The organism is Rhodovulum tesquicola (assembly GCF_024128855.1).
Classification (GTDB): Bacteria; Pseudomonadota; Alphaproteobacteria; order Rhodobacterales; family Rhodobacteraceae; genus Rhodovulum; species Rhodovulum tesquicola.
Map to the genome: position 1 here is coordinate 105,022 of NZ_JAMYDV010000010.1, position 16,803 is coordinate 121,824.

The window sequence follows — 16,803 nt, forward strand, 5'->3', positions numbered from 1 at the left end:
CGAAAAAACACTTTCTGTTCATCTTTAGGAAGGAGCCTATGGTAAATACTCGCGCGATGAGCGGGGGGAGAAAGCGAACGAACATGGTTGGTGCAAGCAAGATACTCACGGTGTCCTACGGCACCTTCTCGTGCACCCTCGAAGGGTTCGAGGATTCCTTCGACACGATGAAGGCCATCGCCGAATACTTCCGTGACCTTGCGGCCGAGGACCGTTTCTTCGGCGCGGAACCGCCCAGCCCGGACGCCGCGATGCTGCAACGCATCGCCGAACGCGAGATCCGCAAGCGTGTCGAGGCCCGCGTCGACGAGGGCGGAATCCTGCTTCGCCCCGCAATTGTGCCAGGCGACGATCTGTCCGCCGAGGCGCCGCGGGTCTTTGCCGAGATGCCGACCCGCACCCAGGACGAGCAACCGCAGGCCGCACCGGGAATGCGCCCTTCCGACGAACCCGAAACCGTCGCGGCCAAGCTCGCGCGTATCCGCGCCGTGGTCGAGAACGCGCGCGCCGCCGCCCCGGCCGAGTATTCCGCCCCCTTTGCCGAGGCCGGGTTCAAGGTCGAGACGCCCGCAGCCCGCCAAGCGGAGGGCCAGCCCGGCCCAAAGTCGCCTGATCCGGCCGCAGAAGCGCCGGAGCCCCCGTTTGCCGGACCAGCCGCAGAACCGCGTGCCACCGGCGAAGATACCGCGCCGGACCCGGTTCCGGGGACGCCTCCGCATGCTGCGCCTGCCCCAGCCGCCACACCGGTCGCCGAGGCAACGCTCTCCGACGAGGGTGACGATGACACGGATGCGGGCACGCGGGCGCGCGTTCTCGCCGCTCTCGACCCCCGTCCCGCGACTGGGGCCGCGCCCGTCGCAGTGACCGCGCCCCCCACCGATCCCGTGCCTGCCCAGCCGCGCGCCCGCGCCCGGGTTCTCAAGCTCAAGCGCGAGGATGTCGTCGCCCGCTGGCCCGAGTCCCCGCCGCTTCCCTTGGCTGCGACCAAGACCGCAACGCAGGAGCATACACCGGACGAGGCGCGTCTGCCCGATGCGCTCGAGGCCGAGCTTCAGGCCGAGCTTGCCGCCGTATGGGCCGAGTTCAGCGCCACCACCACCAGGGACGAGGCCCCCGAGGCGGCCCACGACACGTCAGCCCCCGAAGACAAGGACGGCACCGGCGCAGCGGCCGCGGCAGCGGCCCGCGAGGAGGTCCCGGACGAGGACGCGCAGCGGGTAGACGCCGGACACGCGGACATCGCGCTGCGAGACTCCGAGCCCCCGGATGACGAAGCGGCGCAGGAGGTGCGGCGCGAAGTTGACACGCCACTCCTCCTCGATCAGCCCCTCGCCGTGGAGCGGACGCCGCCCGCGGCCCCCGATGTCCAGGGCGACGAGACCGCGCCCCTTGAGCTGCCCACCGCCGCGCAGGCATGGCCCGATGCGGACGATGCCGCCGACGCAGCGAACGAAGAACCGGAGGCCCCCACCCGGGTCGAGACCGCATTGCAGCGGATCTGGGACGAGACGAACACCAAGCTCGACGGTGCAGAGCAGACGCGCCGCCACAGTTCGATCGCGCATCTCAAGGCTGCGGTGGCCGCGACCTTCGCCGAAATCAAGTCGGGCGCAGCCCGTTCCGCCGGGTCCGAGGACGAGCACGCGCGCCGCCCCTATCGCCAGGTGCTGGCCAAGGTGGTGCGCGGCGAACGCACGGCCGGGTCCGACGCCGCAACCGACGAACCCCAGCGGCTTGCCCCGCTCATGCTGGTCTCGGAACAGCGCGTCGACATGCCGCACCCCTTCCCGGGCGAGACCCCGATGGCGATCCGCCCCCGGCGCGTCACCGCCACGGACGCCGAAGACGGCATGGCCACCGACAATCCAGAGGCCGAGTCGGCCAGCGATCAGGAATTCTCCCGGTTCCTGGAAGGGTACGGCCCAACCGGCATGGCCGACCTGCTTGAAGCGGCGGCGACCTATCTGCAGGTCGAACGCGGGCTGGAACGCTTCACCCGTCCCGAGGTGCTGCGGCTTGCGCAGGCCCGCCTTGGCGAGGGGGACTCGCGCGAAGAGTTGCTGCAGGCCTTCGCGGGTCTGCTGCGGACCGGCACCTTCAGGAAGGTCCGGCGCGGAGAGTTCGTGCTGGCGACACTTGCCCCAGACGGCGAAACGCCAGAGGCGGCACGCCGCCACGCCTGAGAAGTTCCTGGGGGCCGGCCCCGCGGTGCGTGATCGACCGCGCATGGAGCAACCCTTTTTGGCAAGGGACCGGCAGGAACCCCGGATCGCTCCGCCGCAGGCCCGTTTACGCTATCGTCCTGCGGAACTGTCCTTGCCCGGCGCCCCATCCACATCGCGGCCCCCCGCCGCGCCGGGGTCCGCCTTGCCGGAACGGACCCGCGGCGGTGCAGCGGAGGCGTCAGGGTCCGGCTGGCCGATGCCACGGAAAACGAAGCGAAACGGCAACGCCCAGACGATGCCCAGCGCGATATAGACCACCAGTTCGAGCCAGAATGGCGGACGGTCGAACAGCGCCACCACGCTGACGGCCACCATGATATAGGCGGGCAGCCCGATCAGAAGGATCACGAGCGACCAGCGGCGGCGGGCTTTCCAGGACAGGGCCATCAATCTGCGAAGGGGTCGGTTACAAGGATCGTATCGTCACGTTCGGGCGACGTTGAGAGTAGTGCGACCGGGCACTGGATCAACTCCTCGACCCGGCGGACATACTTGATCGCGTTGGCAGGCAGGTCGGCCCAGCTGCGCGCGCCTTCCGTCGAGTCCGACCATCCGGGCAGGTCCTCGTAGATCGGAACGCAGCGCGCCTGCTGGTCGGCGGCTGTCGGCAGATAGTCCAGGCGCTGGCCGTCCAGGTCGTAGCCCACGCAGATCCGAAGCGACTCGAACCCGTCCAGAACGTCGAGCTTGGTCAGGGCGATCCCGTTCACCCCGGATGTGGCGCAGGTCTGGCGCACGAGCACCGCATCGAACCAGCCGCAGCGCCGCTTGCGCCCCGTCACCGTGCCGAATTCCCGGCCCCGCTCGCCCAGACGTTCGCCATCGGAATCGCCCAGTTCGGTCGGAAACGGCCCCTCGCCCACGCGCGTCGTGTAGGCCTTGACGATGCCGAGGACGAAGTCGATCGCGCCCGGTCCCAGGCCGGTGCCGGTCGCGGCCTGGCCTGCGATTGTGTTCGACGAGGTAACGAAGGGATAGGTGCCGAAGTCGATATCCAGCAGCGCCCCCTGCGCGCCCTCGAACAGGATGCGCTTGCCCGCGCGCCGCGCCTCGGTCATCACCTTCCAGACCGGCGCGGCATAACGCAGCAGCTCGGGGGCAATGGCGCGCAGATCGGCCAGCAGCGCGTCCCGGTCGATCTCGGACAGGCCCAGCCCCGCGCGCAGCGCGTTGTGGTGCACCAGCGCCCGGTCCACCCGCAGTTCCAGTGTCGCGTCATCGGCCAGATCGGCCACCCGGATCACCCGGCGCCCCACCTTGTCCTCGTAGCAGGGCCCGATCCCGCGCCCGGTCGTGCCGATCTTCGCCACCGCCGTCTGCGCCTCGCGCGCGCGGTCCAGTTCGCCATGAAAGGGCAGGATCAGCGGTGTGTTCTCGGCGACCATCAGCGTCTCGGGCGAGATCTCGACGCCCTGGGCACGGATCGCCTCGATCTCCTTGAGAAGATGCCAGGGATCGAGCACCACGCCATTGCCGATCACCGAAAGCTTGCCGCCCCGCACCACGCCCGAAGGCAGCGCATTGAGCTTGTAGGTGACGCCGCCGATGACCAGCGTGTGGCCGGCATTGTGGCCGCCCTGGAACCGCGCGACGACATCCGCGCGCTCGGACAGCCAGTCGACGATCTTGCCCTTCCCCTCGTCGCCCCACTGGGCGCCGACGACGACGACATTGGCCATGGCGGACTTCCTCGCTTAGCTGGATGCAAACCCGCGCCGGTATATCGGCCATGGTCGCCGAGGCAAGCGGTTTTCTCGGACAATGCCGCCGCGGCACGCACCGTTCGCCGACCGGCGGGATTTCGCGTCCATCCCGCGGGTCCGAACGTCCCTGCGACGATGAGGCAGGCCATTTTTCGCCGCAACGGGACTATCCAGAGGTAGACTCTGCCGCGAGTCGGCTTCTGTCGAAATATAACCACGGAGGACGAGAAATGTCCGGATTTCTGCTTCGTTGGGCGATTGCCGCAATCCTTCTGGCAGCCGCCTACAATCCGACCCAATACAACTACACGACCTGGGCGCAGGCGAACTACGAGGGCGACCAGAGGGCCCTGGTAATCGGGCTCGGCGCCATGCTCGCCATCGCGTTTCTGGTCTACCTCATCGGCTCGCTGCGCGCGCTGGGTGTCGTGGGCCTGTTCCTTGTCGTCATCATCTTCGGCCTTCTGGGCTATATCCTGATCGACAAGGGCATCATCGAGCCCGTCGTCAGCGCGACCAATATCTGGGGCGGCATCGCGGTGCTGTCGCTGATCCTGGCCAGCGCGATGAGTTGGCGCCGCGGGACCAAGGCTCCGGCCAAGAAGAGCGCGGCGGCCAAGAAACCAGAGACCAAGACGGCTCAGGCCTGAAGGGGTTGCGGGGGCGGCCCGTTGGGCTTAGGTAGACCGCCAGACCAAGTCCGGGGCCGCCTCGCATGGAAAACGTCATCCTCATCGTCCACCTGATCCTGGCGCTTTGCCTGATCGGCATCGTGCTGTTGCAGCGCAACGAAGGGGGTGGCCTCGGAATGGGCGGCGGCGGTGCGGTCACCGGCCGCGCGCCGTCGACGCCGCTGGGCAAGCTGACCTGGTTCTTCGCCATCTGCTTCATCGGCACCTCGATCACACTGACCATCATCGCCGCACAGAACGCCGCCGGGGTCTCGGTCCTTGACCGCGTCCGCGGCGCGCCCGCCCCGGTCGAGGCGCCCGTGCCGGACCCCGGCACATCGGGTCTGCCCGCAGGCGAGGGGCTTTTGCCGCCTCCGCCGGTTGCACCGGGCGACACCTCACCGCTGCTGCCGCCGCGGGCCGACTGAGCCCTTCCCGCCCGGCCGCGCTGCAACAAGCTTTCAGCCCGGCCGGGCCGCAGGAACAGCTTCAGAACCCTGGCCGCAGTAAACCCACAAGGGGTTGCGGCACAATCGAAATCCTTAACAGCATCTAGCGGTCCGGTTGCGGCACGCCACCGAATACGCTATATGTCGAGTCCCGTGATACCGCGGCGGCTCGACGCCGAATCGGGCAGTGAAACGACAAGCATCACGGGAGTCGCCGAGCCTATGGCACGCTTCATCTTCATCACCGGCGGGGTGGTTTCGTCGCTCGGCAAGGGTCTGGCTTCGGCGGCGCTCGGGGCATTGTTGCAGGCGCGTGGCTTTACCGTGCGGCTAAGGAAGCTGGACCCCTACCTGAATGTCGATCCCGGCACGATGAGCCCGTTCGAGCATGGCGAGGTCTTCGTCACGGATGACGGCGCCGAGACCGATCTGGACCTTGGCCACTACGAACGCTTCACCGGCGTTTCGGCGCGTGCGACCGACTCGATCTCGTCGGGCCGCATCTATTCCAACGTGCTGGAAAAGGAACGCCGGGGCGACTACCTAGGCAAGACGATCCAGGTGATCCCCCACGTCACGAATGAAATCAAGGACTTCATCCGCATCGGCGAGGACGAGGTCGATTTCATGCTGTGCGAGATCGGCGGCACGGTCGGCGATATCGAGGGCCTGCCCTTCTTCGAGGCGATCCGCCAGTTCAGCCAGGACAAGCCGCGCGGCCAGTGCATCTTCATGCACCTGACGCTGCTGCCCTATATCCGCGCCTCGGGCGAGCTGAAGACCAAGCCGACCCAGCATTCGGTCAAGGAACTGCGCTCGATCGGGATCGCGCCCGATGTGCTGGTCTGCCGATCCGAAGGGCCGATCCCCGAGAAGGAGCGCGAGAAGCTGGCGCTGTTCTGCAACGTCCGCCCCGATGCCGTGATCGCCGCGCAGGACCTGAAGTCGATCTACGAGGCGCCGCTGGCCTATCATCGCGAGGGGCTGGACCAGGCAGTTCTGGATGCCTTCCAGATCAGCCCCGCGCCCAAGCCCGACCTGGCCAAGTGGGAGGATGTGTCCGACCGCATCTTCAACCCCGAGGGAGAGGTGCGGGTGGCCATCGTCGGGAAATACACGCAACTCGAGGACGCCTACAAATCCATCGCCGAGGCGCTGACCCATGGCGGCATGGCCAACCGCGTCCGCGTCCGTGCCGAGTGGATCGACGCCGAGATCTTCGAACGCGAGGATCCCTCGCCCTGGCTCGAGGGGTTCCACGCGATCCTGGTGCCCGGCGGGTTCGGGGAACGCGGCACCGAGGGCAAGATCAAGGCCGCCGAATTCGCCCGCACCCGGCAAATCCCCTATCTCGGCATCTGCCTCGGCATGCAGATGGCGGTGATCGAGGCGGCGCGGAACGTGGCGCATCTGGCCGATGCGGGGTCCGAGGAATTCGACCACGAGGCGGGCCGCAAGCGGTACACGCCGGTCGTCTATCACCTCAAGGAATGGGTGCAGGGCAACGCCACCGTCACCCGCAAGGCCGATGACGCCAAGGGCGGCACGATGCGGCTGGGCAGCTACACCGCGCATCTGGCAGCCGGTTCGAAGGTAGCCGGGATCTATGGCGCCACCGTGATCGAGGAACGCCACCGCCACCGCTACGAGGTGGACATCAAGTATCGCGACAAGCTGGAGGCCTGCGGGCTGGTCTTTTCCGGCATGTCGCCCGATGGCCGCCTGCCCGAGATCGTCGAATGGAAGGATCACCCCTGGTTCATCGGCGTTCAGTTCCACCCCGAACTGAAATCCAAACCCTTCGCCCCGCATCCCCTGTTCGCCGATTTCGTGCGCGCCGCGGTCGAGGTGTCGCGGCTGGTCTAGGGCGATGCTCTCCTACCAGCATATCTATCACGCGGGAAACCTGGCCGATGTGCACAAGCACGCGCTTCTTTGCGCGATGCTCGACTACCTGACCCGCAAGGACAAGCCGCTGAGCTATATCGAGACCCATGCCGGGCGCGGTCTCTACGATCTTGCCGCGCCCGAGGCGGTCCGGAACGGCGAGGCAGCAGCGGGCATCGGTGCGCTTGAGGGACGGCTGCCCGCCGACCACCCCTACCGGCGGCGCCTGGTCGAGGTTCGCGCGCGGTTCGGCGCCACCGCCTATCCCGGTTCGCCGCTTCTGGCAGCGCTGTCGCTGCGCAAGGGCGATGTGATGCACCTGGCCGAGCTGCATCCGCAGGAATATCAGGCGCTGTCGCAGGTCATGGCCCCGTTCGGTGCGCATCTGCGCCCCGAGGACGGCTTTCGCGCTGCCCGCGCGCTGGTGCCCCCCACGCCCCGGCGCGGGCTGATGCTGATCGACCCCAGCTTCGAGGTGAAGGCCGATTATGCCGCGATCCCCGGCCACCTTGCCGCGATCCACCGCAAATGGGCGGTGGGCACGCTGGCCCTGTGGTATCCGATCCTGCCCGCCGCGCCGCATGCCCCGATGATCGCCGCGCTTTGCGAATCCTTCCCGGACGCGCTGGATCATCAGGTCCGCTTTCCCCCGGCGCGGCCGGGACATGGCCTGATCGGCTCGGGCATGTTCATCGCCAACCCGCCCTGGGGCGCGCAAGACGAGGCCGCCCGCCTCACCGCCCTTTTCGCCAGTCTGAAAGGATGAAGACCATGCCCAAGGGATACTGGGTCGCCCATGTCGACGTGCACGACGCGGACGCCTATGAACGCTACAAGGCCGCCAATGCCGCGCCCTTCGCCGAATACGGCGCGCGCTTTCTGGTGCGGGGCGGCGAGCAGCAGCTGCGCGAGGGCGCTGCGCGCAGGCGGACCGTGGTGATCGAGTTTCCCAGCCTCGAGGCCGCGCTTGCCTGCTATGAAAGCCCCGCCTACCAGGCCGCCCGCGCCCTGCGCGACCCCGTGTCCGAGGGCGATCTGGTGATCGTCGCGGGCTACGAGGGCTGAACCCGCTTTTCCGGCGCGCGCAGGCATCGTATATCACCCCCATGTTCGCCGATTTCCTCAGCCGGCTGTTCCGGCCCGACCCCGACCGCCTGCCCGATGACGATGCGCGCCTCGCGCTTGGCGCGCTTCTGGTGCGCATTGCGCGCGCCGATGGCGAATACGCCCATGAAGAGGCCGAGCGGATCGACCGCATCCTTGCCGCCCGCTACGGCCTGCCACCTGCGGACGCCCATGCCCTGCGCCTGCGGGCCGAGGCGCTGGAAGCCGAGGCACCCGATACCGTCCGCTTCACCCGCGCGATCAAGGACGCCGTGCCCTACGAGGAGCGCGAAGGCGTGATCGAGGCGCTGTGGGACGTGGTTCTGGCCGATGGCATCCGTGACGAGGCCGAGGACGGGCTGTTGCGGCTGGTGGCCAACCTGCTGGGCGTGAACGACCGCGACAGCGCGCTGGCCCGCCACCGGGCCGAGACCCGGCGCAGCAGCTGAAGGGCGCGCAAAACCCACGGGCGAGCGGATCGGACGCAACTGCCCAAATCCTGGGCGCAGCCCGCGCCTTCCGTAGGTTCCCCGTTGCAATCGCAGCGGAATCGCGTCCTACTTCGGGGCCGTCAAGCAACAAAAGCCACCCTTCGTGACAGACGCAACACCGCCCGTCCTTGAAATCCGCGACCTTCACAAGAGCTATGGCGCTCTGGAGGTCCTCAAGGGCGTGAGCCTTGCCGCGCATCGGGGCGATGTCGTCTCGCTGATCGGCTCGTCCGGTTCGGGCAAGTCGACGCTTCTGCGCTGCGCCAACCTGCTCGAGGACAGCCAGCAGGGCGAGGTCCTGTTCGAGGGCGAGCCCGTCACATGGCGCGGCATCGGCCCGAACCGCCAACCCGCCGACCGCCGTCAGGTCATCCGCATCCGCACCAACCTGTCGATGGTGTTCCAGCAGTTCAATCTCTGGGCGCACATGACCATTCTCCAGAACGTTATGGAGGCCCCAATCTCCGTGCTGGGCGAGGATCGGGCCGAGGTCGAGACCCGCGCCCGCGCGCTGCTCGACAAGGTGGGGATCGGCGACAAGGCCGATGCCTGGCCCGCGCAGCTTTCGGGCGGCCAGCAGCAGCGCGCCGCGATCGCGCGGGCGCTGGCGATGCAGCCCCGCGCGCTTCTGTTCGACGAACCCACCTCGGCGCTTGACCCCGAACTGGAACAGGAGGTGGTGCGCGTCATCAAGGCGCTGGCCGAGGAGGGGCGCACGATGATCATCGTCACCCATGACATGCGGCTGGCGGCGGATGTGTCGGACCATGTCATCTTCCTGCATCAGGGCCTGATCGAGGAAGAAGGCCCGCCCGACGAGTTGTTCGGCGCGCCAAGGTCCGAGCGTCTCAAGCAGTTTCTAAGTGCAACCGTGGCGGCCTGAACCGCCCAACCAGACCAACGGGAGAGTAACCATGAAGTCCCTGATCCTCGGCACCGCCGCGCTTGCGTTTTCGGCGGGCCTTGCCCTTGCACAGGATGTCGTCCGCCTTGGCACCGAAGGCGCCTATCCTCCCTACAATTTCATCAACGACAACGGCCAGGTCGACGGGTTCGAGCGCGAACTGGGCGACGAGCTGTGCATCCGCGCCGCGCTGAACTGCGTCTGGGTCACGAATGACTGGGATTCGATCATTCCGAACCTCGTCTCGGGCAATTACGACGTCATCATCGCCGGCATGAGCATCACGGACGAGCGCAAGCAGGTGGTGGATTTCGCGCAGGAATACACGCCTCCCTCGGTTTCGGCCTATGTCGGACTGGCCGAGGATGCCGATATCGAGGGCGGCGTGGTCGCGGCCCAGACCGGCACGATCCAGGCCAATCACGTGGTCGATACCGGCGCAACGCTGCTGGAATTCGCCAATCCCGAGGACACGATCGCGGCCGTGCGCAAGGGCGAGGCCGATGCGGCGCTGGCGGACAAGGATTTCCTGTCTCCCTATGTGGCCGAGGGCGATCTGGTCTTCGTCGGCGAGGACGTGCAGCTTGGCGGCGGCATCGGGGCAGCGTTCCGCAAGTCCGACCCCGAACTGCGCGACAAGTTCGACGCGGCGATCCAGTCGATGAAGGATGACGGCACGCTGAACGAGCTGATCGCCAAGTGGCTCGGCGCCGAATCGCCCTTGTTCTGACCCGATGAGCGGGGCGGCCCCGCGCCGCCCCTGACCCGCCATGTTCGCGTCCTGCGCCGATCCGTCCACCCTCGAAGGGCTTCACTGGCTTGCCTGCTACCTGACCAGCGGCAAGCACATGGCGTTCTATGCATCGTTCGGCACGGTGATGGCGCTGCTTGCGATCACCGCGCCTGCGGCGCTGGCCTTCGGCTTCGCCGGTGCGATGGCGACACGCTCGCGGCTCTGGCCGGTGCAATGGCTGGGCCGGGCCTATACGGCGATGGTGCGTGGCGTGCCCGACATCATCTTCTTCCTCTTCGTGCCGATCGCACTGGACCAGGCGCTGGAATGGGTCCGGCACAAGACGATCTGCCCCGACTGGACCGAACCCGTCCGGCGCGGCAGCGATTTCGTGGTCTGCGCCCAGGCCAAGCTGCCGCTGTCCTCCAGCCCGCAATGGGTGCATGACACCTATGGGTTCGCGCTGGCGGTCACGGCCTTCGCGGTGGTCTTCGGCGCTTTCGCCGCGAATGTGCTGCATGGCGCAATGCGCGCAGTGCCGCGTGCCCAGATCGAAACCGCCGAGGCCTATGGCATGACCCACGCCCAGGCCTTCTGGCGCATCCTCGTGCCGCAGATGTGGATCTTTGCGCTGCCCGGCCTGTCGAACCTGTGGATGATCCTGATCAAGGCCACGCCGCTGCTGTTCCTGCTGGGGGTGCAGGACATCGTCTACTGGGCACGGGAACTGGGCGGGGCCAAGACCTCGATCTATGCCTATCCCCATCCCGACTGGCGGATCTATTACTTCCTCGGGCTTCTGGTGTTCTATCTGGGGCTGACCAAGATTTCCGAGGTGGTGCTGGGCCGACTGAACGCGCGGCTTTCGCATGGTCAGGCAACGCTGGCGGGCGAAGCCCAGCGCAAGGCCGCCGCATGAGCTGTCTTCAGACCATACAGGATTACGCGCTGCGCTCGGTCGGGATCGGCGAGCGTCTGTTGCCGCGTTCGGGCTTCACCATTTGCGAACAGGTCACCCTGATCGGGTCCGGGATGATCTGGAACGTCTATTTCGGCCTGTTCGCGCTGCTTGCGGGCTTCTTCCTTGCGACCGCCGTGGCGCTGGCGCGGCTCAGCCCGCTGGTCGCCCTGCGCAAGCCAGCGGAATGGTTCATCTTCCTGTTCCGCGGCTCGCCGCTGTTCATCCAGTTCTTCCTTGCCTACGAGGCGTTCGTGCTGCTGCCCAAGGCGGGCCTCACGCTGGACCTGATCTTCGTCGAGATCACCGCCGATACGCGCTGGCTGACGCGGGCCTGGGCGGGGGCGCTGATCGTGCTGTTCCTGAACACCGCCGCCTATACGGCCGAGATCTTCTATGGCGCACTCCGCTCGGTGCCCAGGGGCGATCTGGAGGCCGCCGACGCCTATGGCCTGTCGGGCTGGGCGCGGTTTCGCCGGGTGGTCTGGCCCACGATGCTGCGGCTTGCCTGGCCCGCCTATACCAACGAGGCGATCTTCCTGTTCCACGCCACCACGCTGGTCTTTTTCTCCGGCTTCCCGGCCTGGCAGCAGAAGGGCGACGCGCTCTACTACGCGAAATACTTCGCCGACAAGACCTTCAACCCCTTCGTCGCCTATCCGATCGTGGCGGGCTATTTCATCCTGATGACGCTTGTCATCATCGCGATCTTCGGACTGATCAACCGCCGCCTGAACCGCCACCTGCCGCCCGAGGCCCGTCCCCGGTTGCGCATCCGCCCGCAGGTCGTGCGATGATCGCCTGGCTCGACACCCATCCCGAAGTGCGCACGATCCGCATCGGTGCGTGCGACCTGAACGGTCAGGCGCGCGGCAAGCGGTTGCCCGCGCGTTTTGCCGCCAAGGCCGCCGAGGAGGGCGCGCGCTTTCCGCTTTCGGCGCTCAATCTCGACATCTGGGGCGAGGATATCGAGGACAGCCCGCTGGTCTTCGAGACGGGCGACGCCGATGGCGTGCTGCGCCCCACGGGACGCGGCGTCGTGCCGATGCCCTGGCTCGAGTCGCCTAGTGCCCTGTTGCCTGTCTGGATGTTCACCGAGAACGGGGCGCCCTTCGAGGGCTGCCCGCGCCAGGCGCTGGCGCGGGTGCTGGATGCCTATGCCGCGCGTGGCTGGCAGCCGCAGGTCGCCACCGAGCTGGAATTCTACCTCGTCGACGACAGCGAAAGCGTCCCGCAACCGCCCCGCTCGCCGCGCTCGGGCAAGCGGCGCGAGGCGGCCGAGATCCTGAGCCTGCGCACGCTCGACGCCTTCGACGGCTTCTTCACCGATCTCTACGACGCATGCGAGGCGATGGACATCCCGGCGGATGCCGCGATTTCCGAGGCTGGGATGGGCCAATTCGAGGTCAACCTGATGCACGGCCCGGCGATGAACGCCGCGGATGATGCGTGGCTCTTCAAGATGCTGGTCAAGGGACTGGCGCGGCGGCACGGGATGGCGGGCAGTTTCATGGCCAAGCCCTATCCCGACCATGCGGGCAATGGGCTGCACATGCATTTCTCGGTGCTCGATAGCACGGGCGCCAACCTCTTCGACGATGCCCGCCCGGATGGCCCCGGACGGCTGCGCGCCGCGGTCGCAGGCTGTCTTGCCGCGCTGCCCGACATGACGCTGGTGCTGGCGCCGCATGCCAACAGCTATGAGCGGCTGGTGCCCGGGGCACATGCGCCGACACGGATCTGCTGGGCGCAGGAGAACCGCACCGCGGCGCTGCGCATCCCCGGCGGAAGCCCGCGCGCACGCCGCATCGAACATCGCGTGGCCGGCGGCGACATCAACCCCTATCTGCTGATCGCGGCGGTTCTGGGCGCGGCGCTGATCGGCATCGAGGACGATCTGACGCCACCCCCGCCGGTCACCGGCAACGCCTATCTGCAGGATCTGCCCCAGATCCCGACCTGCTGGGAGGGCGCGATCGACGCCTTCGAGGCCAGCCCGCTGATCGCGCGGATCTTCGCGCCCGGCCTGATCCGAAACCTCGCGATGACCAAGCGTCAGGAGGCGCGCCGGGTGGCCGACCTGGATGAAGACGCCCGGCTTGCGCTTTACCTCGACACGGTCTGACAGGGCAGACATCCGGAGGGATTTCGCCCGGCTTGCGCCGGGCGACCGGGCGGGGGGCGCTGCCCCCCGTCCTTCGGACTCCCCCCGGGATATTTGGGGCCAGAAGAAGGACCGGAAAGAAAGAGCGGACGAGACGTCCATGGAGGGGGTTGTCCGTCCCCGGGCCGCTGACTAGGTTGGCGGCGCATAAACCAGAGACCCCGAAATGCGGATCGGCATATTGCAGACCGGCCATGCGCCCGAAAGTCTTCGGGCAGCGCATGGCGATTATCCCGACATGTTCACGCACCTGCTTGCGGGCCACGGATTCGACTTCGTCACCCATGATGTCGAGGCGATGGACTTTCCCGCCTCGCCCCTTGACGCGGGCGGCTGGCTGATCACCGGCTCGCGCCATGGCGTCTACGAGGACCATCCCTTCATCCCGCCGCTGGAAGGGTTCATCCGCGCCGCAATGGAAGCCGCGGTTCCGGTCGTGGGCATCTGTTTCGGCCATCAGATCATCGCCCGGGCGCTCGGCGGACAGGTCGAGAAATTCGCGGGCGGCTGGGCGGTCGGGCCGACCGATTACCGGATCGAGGGGCGGACCTACCGGTTGAACGCCTGGCACCAGGACCAGGTGCTCCGCCCGCCCGAAGGTGCCCGGACAGTCGGCTGCAACGATTTCTGCGCCCATGCCGCGCTGATCTATGACGACCGGGCCTTTTCCGTTCAGTCGCATCCCGAATTCGACCGGGGCTTCATCGCCGGACTGATGCAGACCCGGGCGCCGGGGCTGGTGCCCGAGCCCGTTTTGGCCGAGGCGCGCACGCGGCTGGACCCGCCCACCGATTCCGAGGCCATGGCCGCGCGCATCGCGCGGTTCTTCACCGAAAGGCGCTAATCCGATGTCCCACTGGCTCGACCAGCTTCCCGAGGCCGCGACGGCCTATCTTGGCGGGCGCAAACCCGACGAGGTGGAATGCATCGTCGCCGATCTTGCAGGTGTCGCCCGCGGCAAGGCGATGCCCGCCTCGAAATTCGCCACCCAGGCCCGGTTCTATCTGCCGAACTCGATCTTCCTGCAGACGATCACCGGCGACTGGGCCGACATTCCGGGCCAGGCCTTCACCGAACCCGACATGATCCTTACGCCGGATTTCACCACCGCGACGGCCGCGCCCTGGACGGCCGACCTCACGCTTCAGGTGATCCACGACATTTCCGATCAGGCGGGCAACCCGGTTTCCATCGCGCCGCGCAACGTGCTGAAACGGATCGTCGGGCTTTACAACGCGCGCGGCTGGAAACCCATCGTCGCCCCCGAGATGGAATTCTTCCTCGTCGCGCGCAACGTGAACCCCGCCGAGCCGGTGGAGGCACCGATCGGCCGGTCAGGCCGCAAGGCCGCCGCGCGGCAGGCCTATTCGATGAGCGCGGTGGACGAATACGGCCCGGTGATCGACGACATCTACGATTTCGCCGAGGCCCAGGGGCTGGAGATCGACGGCATCCTGCAAGAAGGCGGCGCCGGTCAGGTGGAACTGAACCTGCGCCATGGCGATCCGGTGCGGCTGGCCGACGAGATCTTCTTCTTCAAGCGACTGATCCGCGAGGCGGCGCTGCGGCATGACTGCTACGCCACCTTCATGGCCAAGCCGATCGAGGACGAGCCCGGTTCGGCCATGCACATCCACCATTCGGTGGTCGAGACGGTGACGGGCCGCAACATCTTCTCGGAATCCGATGGCGGCGAAAGCCCGGCCTTCATGCATTTCATCGCCGGGTTGCAGACGCATATGCCATCGGTCGTCGCGCTGCTTGCGCCCTATGTGAACAGCTATCGCCGCTACGTCCCCGACTTTGCCGCACCGATCAATCTGGAATGGGGGCGCGACAACCGCACCACCGGGCTGCGCGTGCCGGTCGCCGAACCCGAGGCACGCCGGGTCGAGAACCGGCTGGCCGGGATGGATTGCAACCCCTATCTGGGCATCGCGGCGTCGCTCGCCTGCGGCTATCTGGGCCTGGTCGAGGGCGCCCAGCCCAAACCCGAATACAAGGGCGACGCCTATTCCGGCGACGAGTCGATCCCGCGCAACGTGTCCGAGGCGCTGGACCTTTTCGGCGCGTCCCCGGCGATGCGCGAGGTTCTGGGCGAGGAGTTCTGCGCCGTCTACGAGTCGGTCAAGACACTGGAATACAAGGAGTTCCTGCAGGTCATCAGCCCGTGGGAACGCGAGCATCTCTTGCTGAACGTATGAACCTCCTGTTCGCCAACGACCGCCGCGGCGCCTGGCCGGCAAGCTGGTATGCCGAGGTCACGCCGCCGCTGGACCCTTTCCCGCCACTCAGGGGCGACATGCGGGCGGATATCTGCGTGGTGGGCGGCGGCTATACCGGGCTGTCGGCGGCGCTGCACGCGGCCGAGGCCGGGGCCGATGTCGTGCTGGTCGAGGCGCATCGGATGGGCTTCGGCGCCTCGGGGCGCAATGGCGGGCAGGTCGGATCGGGCCAGCGGCTGCATCAGGACGCGCTGGAGCGGATGCTGGGCGATGCGGCCGCCACCCGACTCTGGCATCTGGCCGAGGATGCGCGCGCGCTGGTTGCCGATCTGATCGCGCGGCACGCCATCGGCTGCGACTACCGCCCCGGCGTGGCCTATGCCGAATGGACCGCGCGCGGTGTGGCGGACGCACATGGCTATGCCGAAAAGCTGCGCCGCGACTATGGCTACGATCTGGTCGAGCCGCTGACCCGGGACGAGATGCGCGCGCTTGTGGGATCGCCCGCCTATCGCGGCGGGGTGATCGACTGGGGCGCGGGGCATCTGAACCCGCTGGCCTATGCGCTGGGGCTGGCGCAGGCCGCCGCCGCGGCCGGGGCGCATCTGCATGAGGGCACGCTGGTCCAGCGCATCGAGCCGGGGACGCGGCCCGTCGTGGTCACCGAAAGCGGCCGCGTGACGGCCGACCGGGTGATCCTCGCGGCGAACGGCTATCTGGGCGGACTCGACCGGCATGTGGCTGCCCGGGTCATGCCGATCAACAATTTCATCGTCGCGACCGAACCGCTCGGCGCGCGCGCGGCAACGGTGCTGGCACGCGACATCGCGGTGGCCGACAGTCGCTTCGTGGTCAATTACTTCCGCCTGACACCGGACCGGCGGCTTCTGTTCGGCGGCGGCGAAAGCTATGGCTACCGCTTCCCCGAAGACATCCGCACCAAGGTGCGCAAGCCGATGCTTCAGGTCTTTCCGCATCTGGCGGATGTGGCCCTGACCCATGCCTGGGGCGGCACGCTGGCGATCACCCGCACCCGCCTGCCCCATCTTGCCGCGCCTGCGCCGGGCATCCTGTCGGCGGGCGGCTATTCCGGGCATGGGGTGGCGCTGGCCACCCTTGCGGGCCGCTTGCTGGCCGAGGCCGCGCAAGGCCAGAGCGAGGGCTTCGACACGCTCGCCCGCCTGCCCTGCCCCCCCTTCCCGGGCGGCGCTGCGCTGCGCAGCCCGCTTCTGGTACTGGCGATGGCGTGGTTCGGCCTGCGCGACCGGCTGGGCATCTGACCCCTGGCG

At 67.7% G+C, this 16,803-nt stretch carries 16 protein-coding genes and 1 pseudogene; 15 read left to right on the forward strand and 2 right to left on the reverse strand.

Features of this window, described 5'->3' with window-relative positions:
* Positions 1-83 precede the first annotated feature (83 nt).
* Positions 84-2,183 (forward strand): hypothetical protein, encoded by a 2,100-nt coding sequence (locus NHN26_RS10580; RefSeq protein ID WP_253089449.1) that lies wholly within the window; start codon positions 84-86, stop codon positions 2,181-2,183.
* A 216-nt stretch (positions 2,184-2,399) separates the two neighbouring features.
* Here NHN26_RS10580 and NHN26_RS10585 read toward each other — a convergent pair.
* Both NHN26_RS10585 and NHN26_RS10590 read right to left on the reverse strand, forming a co-directional pair.
* Positions 2,400-2,612 (reverse strand): annotated as a pseudogene (locus NHN26_RS10585) (DUF2842 domain-containing protein); the annotation flags it as partial.
* Positions 2,612-3,904: an adenylosuccinate synthase gene (locus NHN26_RS10590; protein WP_253089450.1), complete on the reverse strand. Its 1,293-nt coding sequence runs from the start codon at positions 3,902-3,904 to the stop codon at positions 2,612-2,614. The pseudogene NHN26_RS10585 and the gene NHN26_RS10590, both read right to left, overlap by 1 nt.
* Positions 3,905-4,158: 254 nt before the next feature.
* Between NHN26_RS10590 and NHN26_RS10595 the strand changes: the two genes are divergently transcribed.
* From NHN26_RS10595 to NHN26_RS10660, 14 genes are all read left to right on the forward strand, one after another.
* Entirely contained in the window at positions 4,159-4,578 is a 420-nt protein-coding gene (locus tag NHN26_RS10595; RefSeq protein WP_253089451.1) for a DUF6524 family protein, read from the forward strand.
* A gap of 65 nt (positions 4,579-4,643) precedes the next feature.
* On the forward strand, positions 4,644-5,027 hold the full coding sequence (gene secG, locus NHN26_RS10600) for a preprotein translocase subunit SecG (RefSeq protein WP_132694459.1): 384 nt from the start codon (positions 4,644-4,646) through the stop codon (positions 5,025-5,027).
* 243 nt (positions 5,028-5,270) lie between these two features.
* Entirely contained in the window at positions 5,271-6,914 is a 1,644-nt protein-coding gene (gene pyrG, locus NHN26_RS10605) for a CTP synthase (protein ID WP_253089452.1), read from the forward strand.
* Between the two features lie 4 nt (positions 6,915-6,918).
* Complete coding sequence (locus tag NHN26_RS10610) at positions 6,919-7,701, forward strand: 23S rRNA (adenine(2030)-N(6))-methyltransferase RlmJ (protein ID WP_253089453.1); 783 nt, start codon at positions 6,919-6,921, stop codon at positions 7,699-7,701.
* Positions 7,702-7,706: 5 nt separating this feature from the next.
* Positions 7,707-8,000 carry a DUF1330 domain-containing protein gene (locus NHN26_RS10615; protein WP_253089454.1) on the forward strand — a complete coding sequence of 98 codons (294 nt, stop codon included), beginning with the start codon at positions 7,707-7,709 and terminating at the stop codon, positions 7,998-8,000.
* Between the two features lie 41 nt (positions 8,001-8,041).
* Positions 8,042-8,488, forward strand: coding sequence for a tellurite resistance TerB family protein (locus NHN26_RS10620; protein ID WP_132694455.1), 447 nt, complete (start codon positions 8,042-8,044; stop codon positions 8,486-8,488).
* A 145-nt stretch (positions 8,489-8,633) separates the two neighbouring features.
* The gene (locus NHN26_RS10625; RefSeq protein ID WP_253089455.1) at positions 8,634-9,413 is read left to right on the forward strand and encodes an ABC transporter ATP-binding protein; all 780 of its coding nucleotides are present in this window, start codon (positions 8,634-8,636) and stop codon (positions 9,411-9,413) included.
* Between the two features lie 31 nt (positions 9,414-9,444).
* On the forward strand, positions 9,445-10,164 hold the full coding sequence (locus NHN26_RS10630; protein WP_253089456.1) for a transporter substrate-binding domain-containing protein: 720 nt from the start codon (positions 9,445-9,447) through the stop codon (positions 10,162-10,164).
* 40 nt (positions 10,165-10,204) lie between these two features.
* Positions 10,205-11,086, forward strand: a complete 882-nt coding sequence (locus NHN26_RS10635; protein WP_253089457.1) for an ABC transporter permease — start codon at positions 10,205-10,207, stop codon at positions 11,084-11,086.
* Positions 11,083-11,922 (forward strand): ABC transporter permease, encoded by an 840-nt coding sequence (locus tag NHN26_RS10640; RefSeq protein WP_253089458.1) that lies wholly within the window; start codon positions 11,083-11,085, stop codon positions 11,920-11,922. The genes NHN26_RS10635 and NHN26_RS10640 overlap by 4 nt, the downstream gene beginning before the upstream one ends.
* The gene (locus NHN26_RS10645) at positions 11,919-13,250 is read left to right on the forward strand and encodes a glutamine synthetase family protein (protein ID WP_253089459.1); all 1,332 of its coding nucleotides are present in this window, start codon (positions 11,919-11,921) and stop codon (positions 13,248-13,250) included. Before NHN26_RS10640 ends, NHN26_RS10645 begins: the two co-directional genes overlap by 4 nt.
* Positions 13,251-13,455: 205 nt before the next feature.
* Positions 13,456-14,133 carry a type 1 glutamine amidotransferase gene (locus NHN26_RS10650; RefSeq protein WP_253089460.1) on the forward strand — a complete coding sequence of 226 codons (678 nt, stop codon included), beginning with the start codon at positions 13,456-13,458 and terminating at the stop codon, positions 14,131-14,133.
* 4 nt (positions 14,134-14,137) lie between these two features.
* A complete protein-coding gene (locus NHN26_RS10655; protein WP_253089461.1) occupies positions 14,138-15,493 on the forward strand; it encodes a glutamine synthetase family protein in 1,356 nt (451 codons plus the stop codon).
* The gene (locus NHN26_RS10660; protein ID WP_253089462.1) at positions 15,490-16,794 is read left to right on the forward strand and encodes an NAD(P)/FAD-dependent oxidoreductase; all 1,305 of its coding nucleotides are present in this window, start codon (positions 15,490-15,492) and stop codon (positions 16,792-16,794) included. Before NHN26_RS10655 ends, NHN26_RS10660 begins: the two co-directional genes overlap by 4 nt.
* The last annotated feature ends 9 nt before the right edge of the window (positions 16,795-16,803 follow it).

What these genes read in the sequence shown, in the direction of transcription:
- NHN26_RS10580 (WP_253089449.1), top strand. Translation starts at nt 84, where the DNA reads ATGGTTGGTGCAAGCAAGATACTCACGGTGTCCTACGGCACCTTCTCG.
- NHN26_RS10590 (WP_253089450.1), bottom strand. Translation starts at nt 3,904, where the DNA reads ATGGCCAATGTCGTCGTCGTCGGCGCCCAGTGGGGCGACGAGGGGAAG.
- NHN26_RS10595 (WP_253089451.1), top strand. Translation starts at nt 4,159, where the DNA reads ATGTCCGGATTTCTGCTTCGTTGGGCGATTGCCGCAATCCTTCTGGCA.
- secG (WP_132694459.1), top strand. Translation starts at nt 4,644, where the DNA reads ATGGAAAACGTCATCCTCATCGTCCACCTGATCCTGGCGCTTTGCCTG.
- pyrG (WP_253089452.1), top strand. Translation starts at nt 5,271, where the DNA reads ATGGCACGCTTCATCTTCATCACCGGCGGGGTGGTTTCGTCGCTCGGC.
- NHN26_RS10610 (WP_253089453.1), top strand. Translation starts at nt 6,919, where the DNA reads ATGCTCTCCTACCAGCATATCTATCACGCGGGAAACCTGGCCGATGTG.
- NHN26_RS10615 (WP_253089454.1), top strand. Translation starts at nt 7,707, where the DNA reads ATGCCCAAGGGATACTGGGTCGCCCATGTCGACGTGCACGACGCGGAC.
- NHN26_RS10620 (WP_132694455.1), top strand. Translation starts at nt 8,042, where the DNA reads ATGTTCGCCGATTTCCTCAGCCGGCTGTTCCGGCCCGACCCCGACCGC.
- NHN26_RS10630 (WP_253089456.1), top strand. Translation starts at nt 9,445, where the DNA reads ATGAAGTCCCTGATCCTCGGCACCGCCGCGCTTGCGTTTTCGGCGGGC.
- NHN26_RS10635 (WP_253089457.1), top strand. Translation starts at nt 10,205, where the DNA reads ATGTTCGCGTCCTGCGCCGATCCGTCCACCCTCGAAGGGCTTCACTGG.
- NHN26_RS10640 (WP_253089458.1), top strand. Translation starts at nt 11,083, where the DNA reads ATGAGCTGTCTTCAGACCATACAGGATTACGCGCTGCGCTCGGTCGGG.
- NHN26_RS10645 (WP_253089459.1), top strand. Translation starts at nt 11,919, where the DNA reads ATGATCGCCTGGCTCGACACCCATCCCGAAGTGCGCACGATCCGCATC.
- NHN26_RS10650 (WP_253089460.1), top strand. Translation starts at nt 13,456, where the DNA reads ATGCGGATCGGCATATTGCAGACCGGCCATGCGCCCGAAAGTCTTCGG.
- NHN26_RS10655 (WP_253089461.1), top strand. Translation starts at nt 14,138, where the DNA reads ATGTCCCACTGGCTCGACCAGCTTCCCGAGGCCGCGACGGCCTATCTT.
- NHN26_RS10660 (WP_253089462.1), top strand. Translation starts at nt 15,490, where the DNA reads ATGAACCTCCTGTTCGCCAACGACCGCCGCGGCGCCTGGCCGGCAAGC.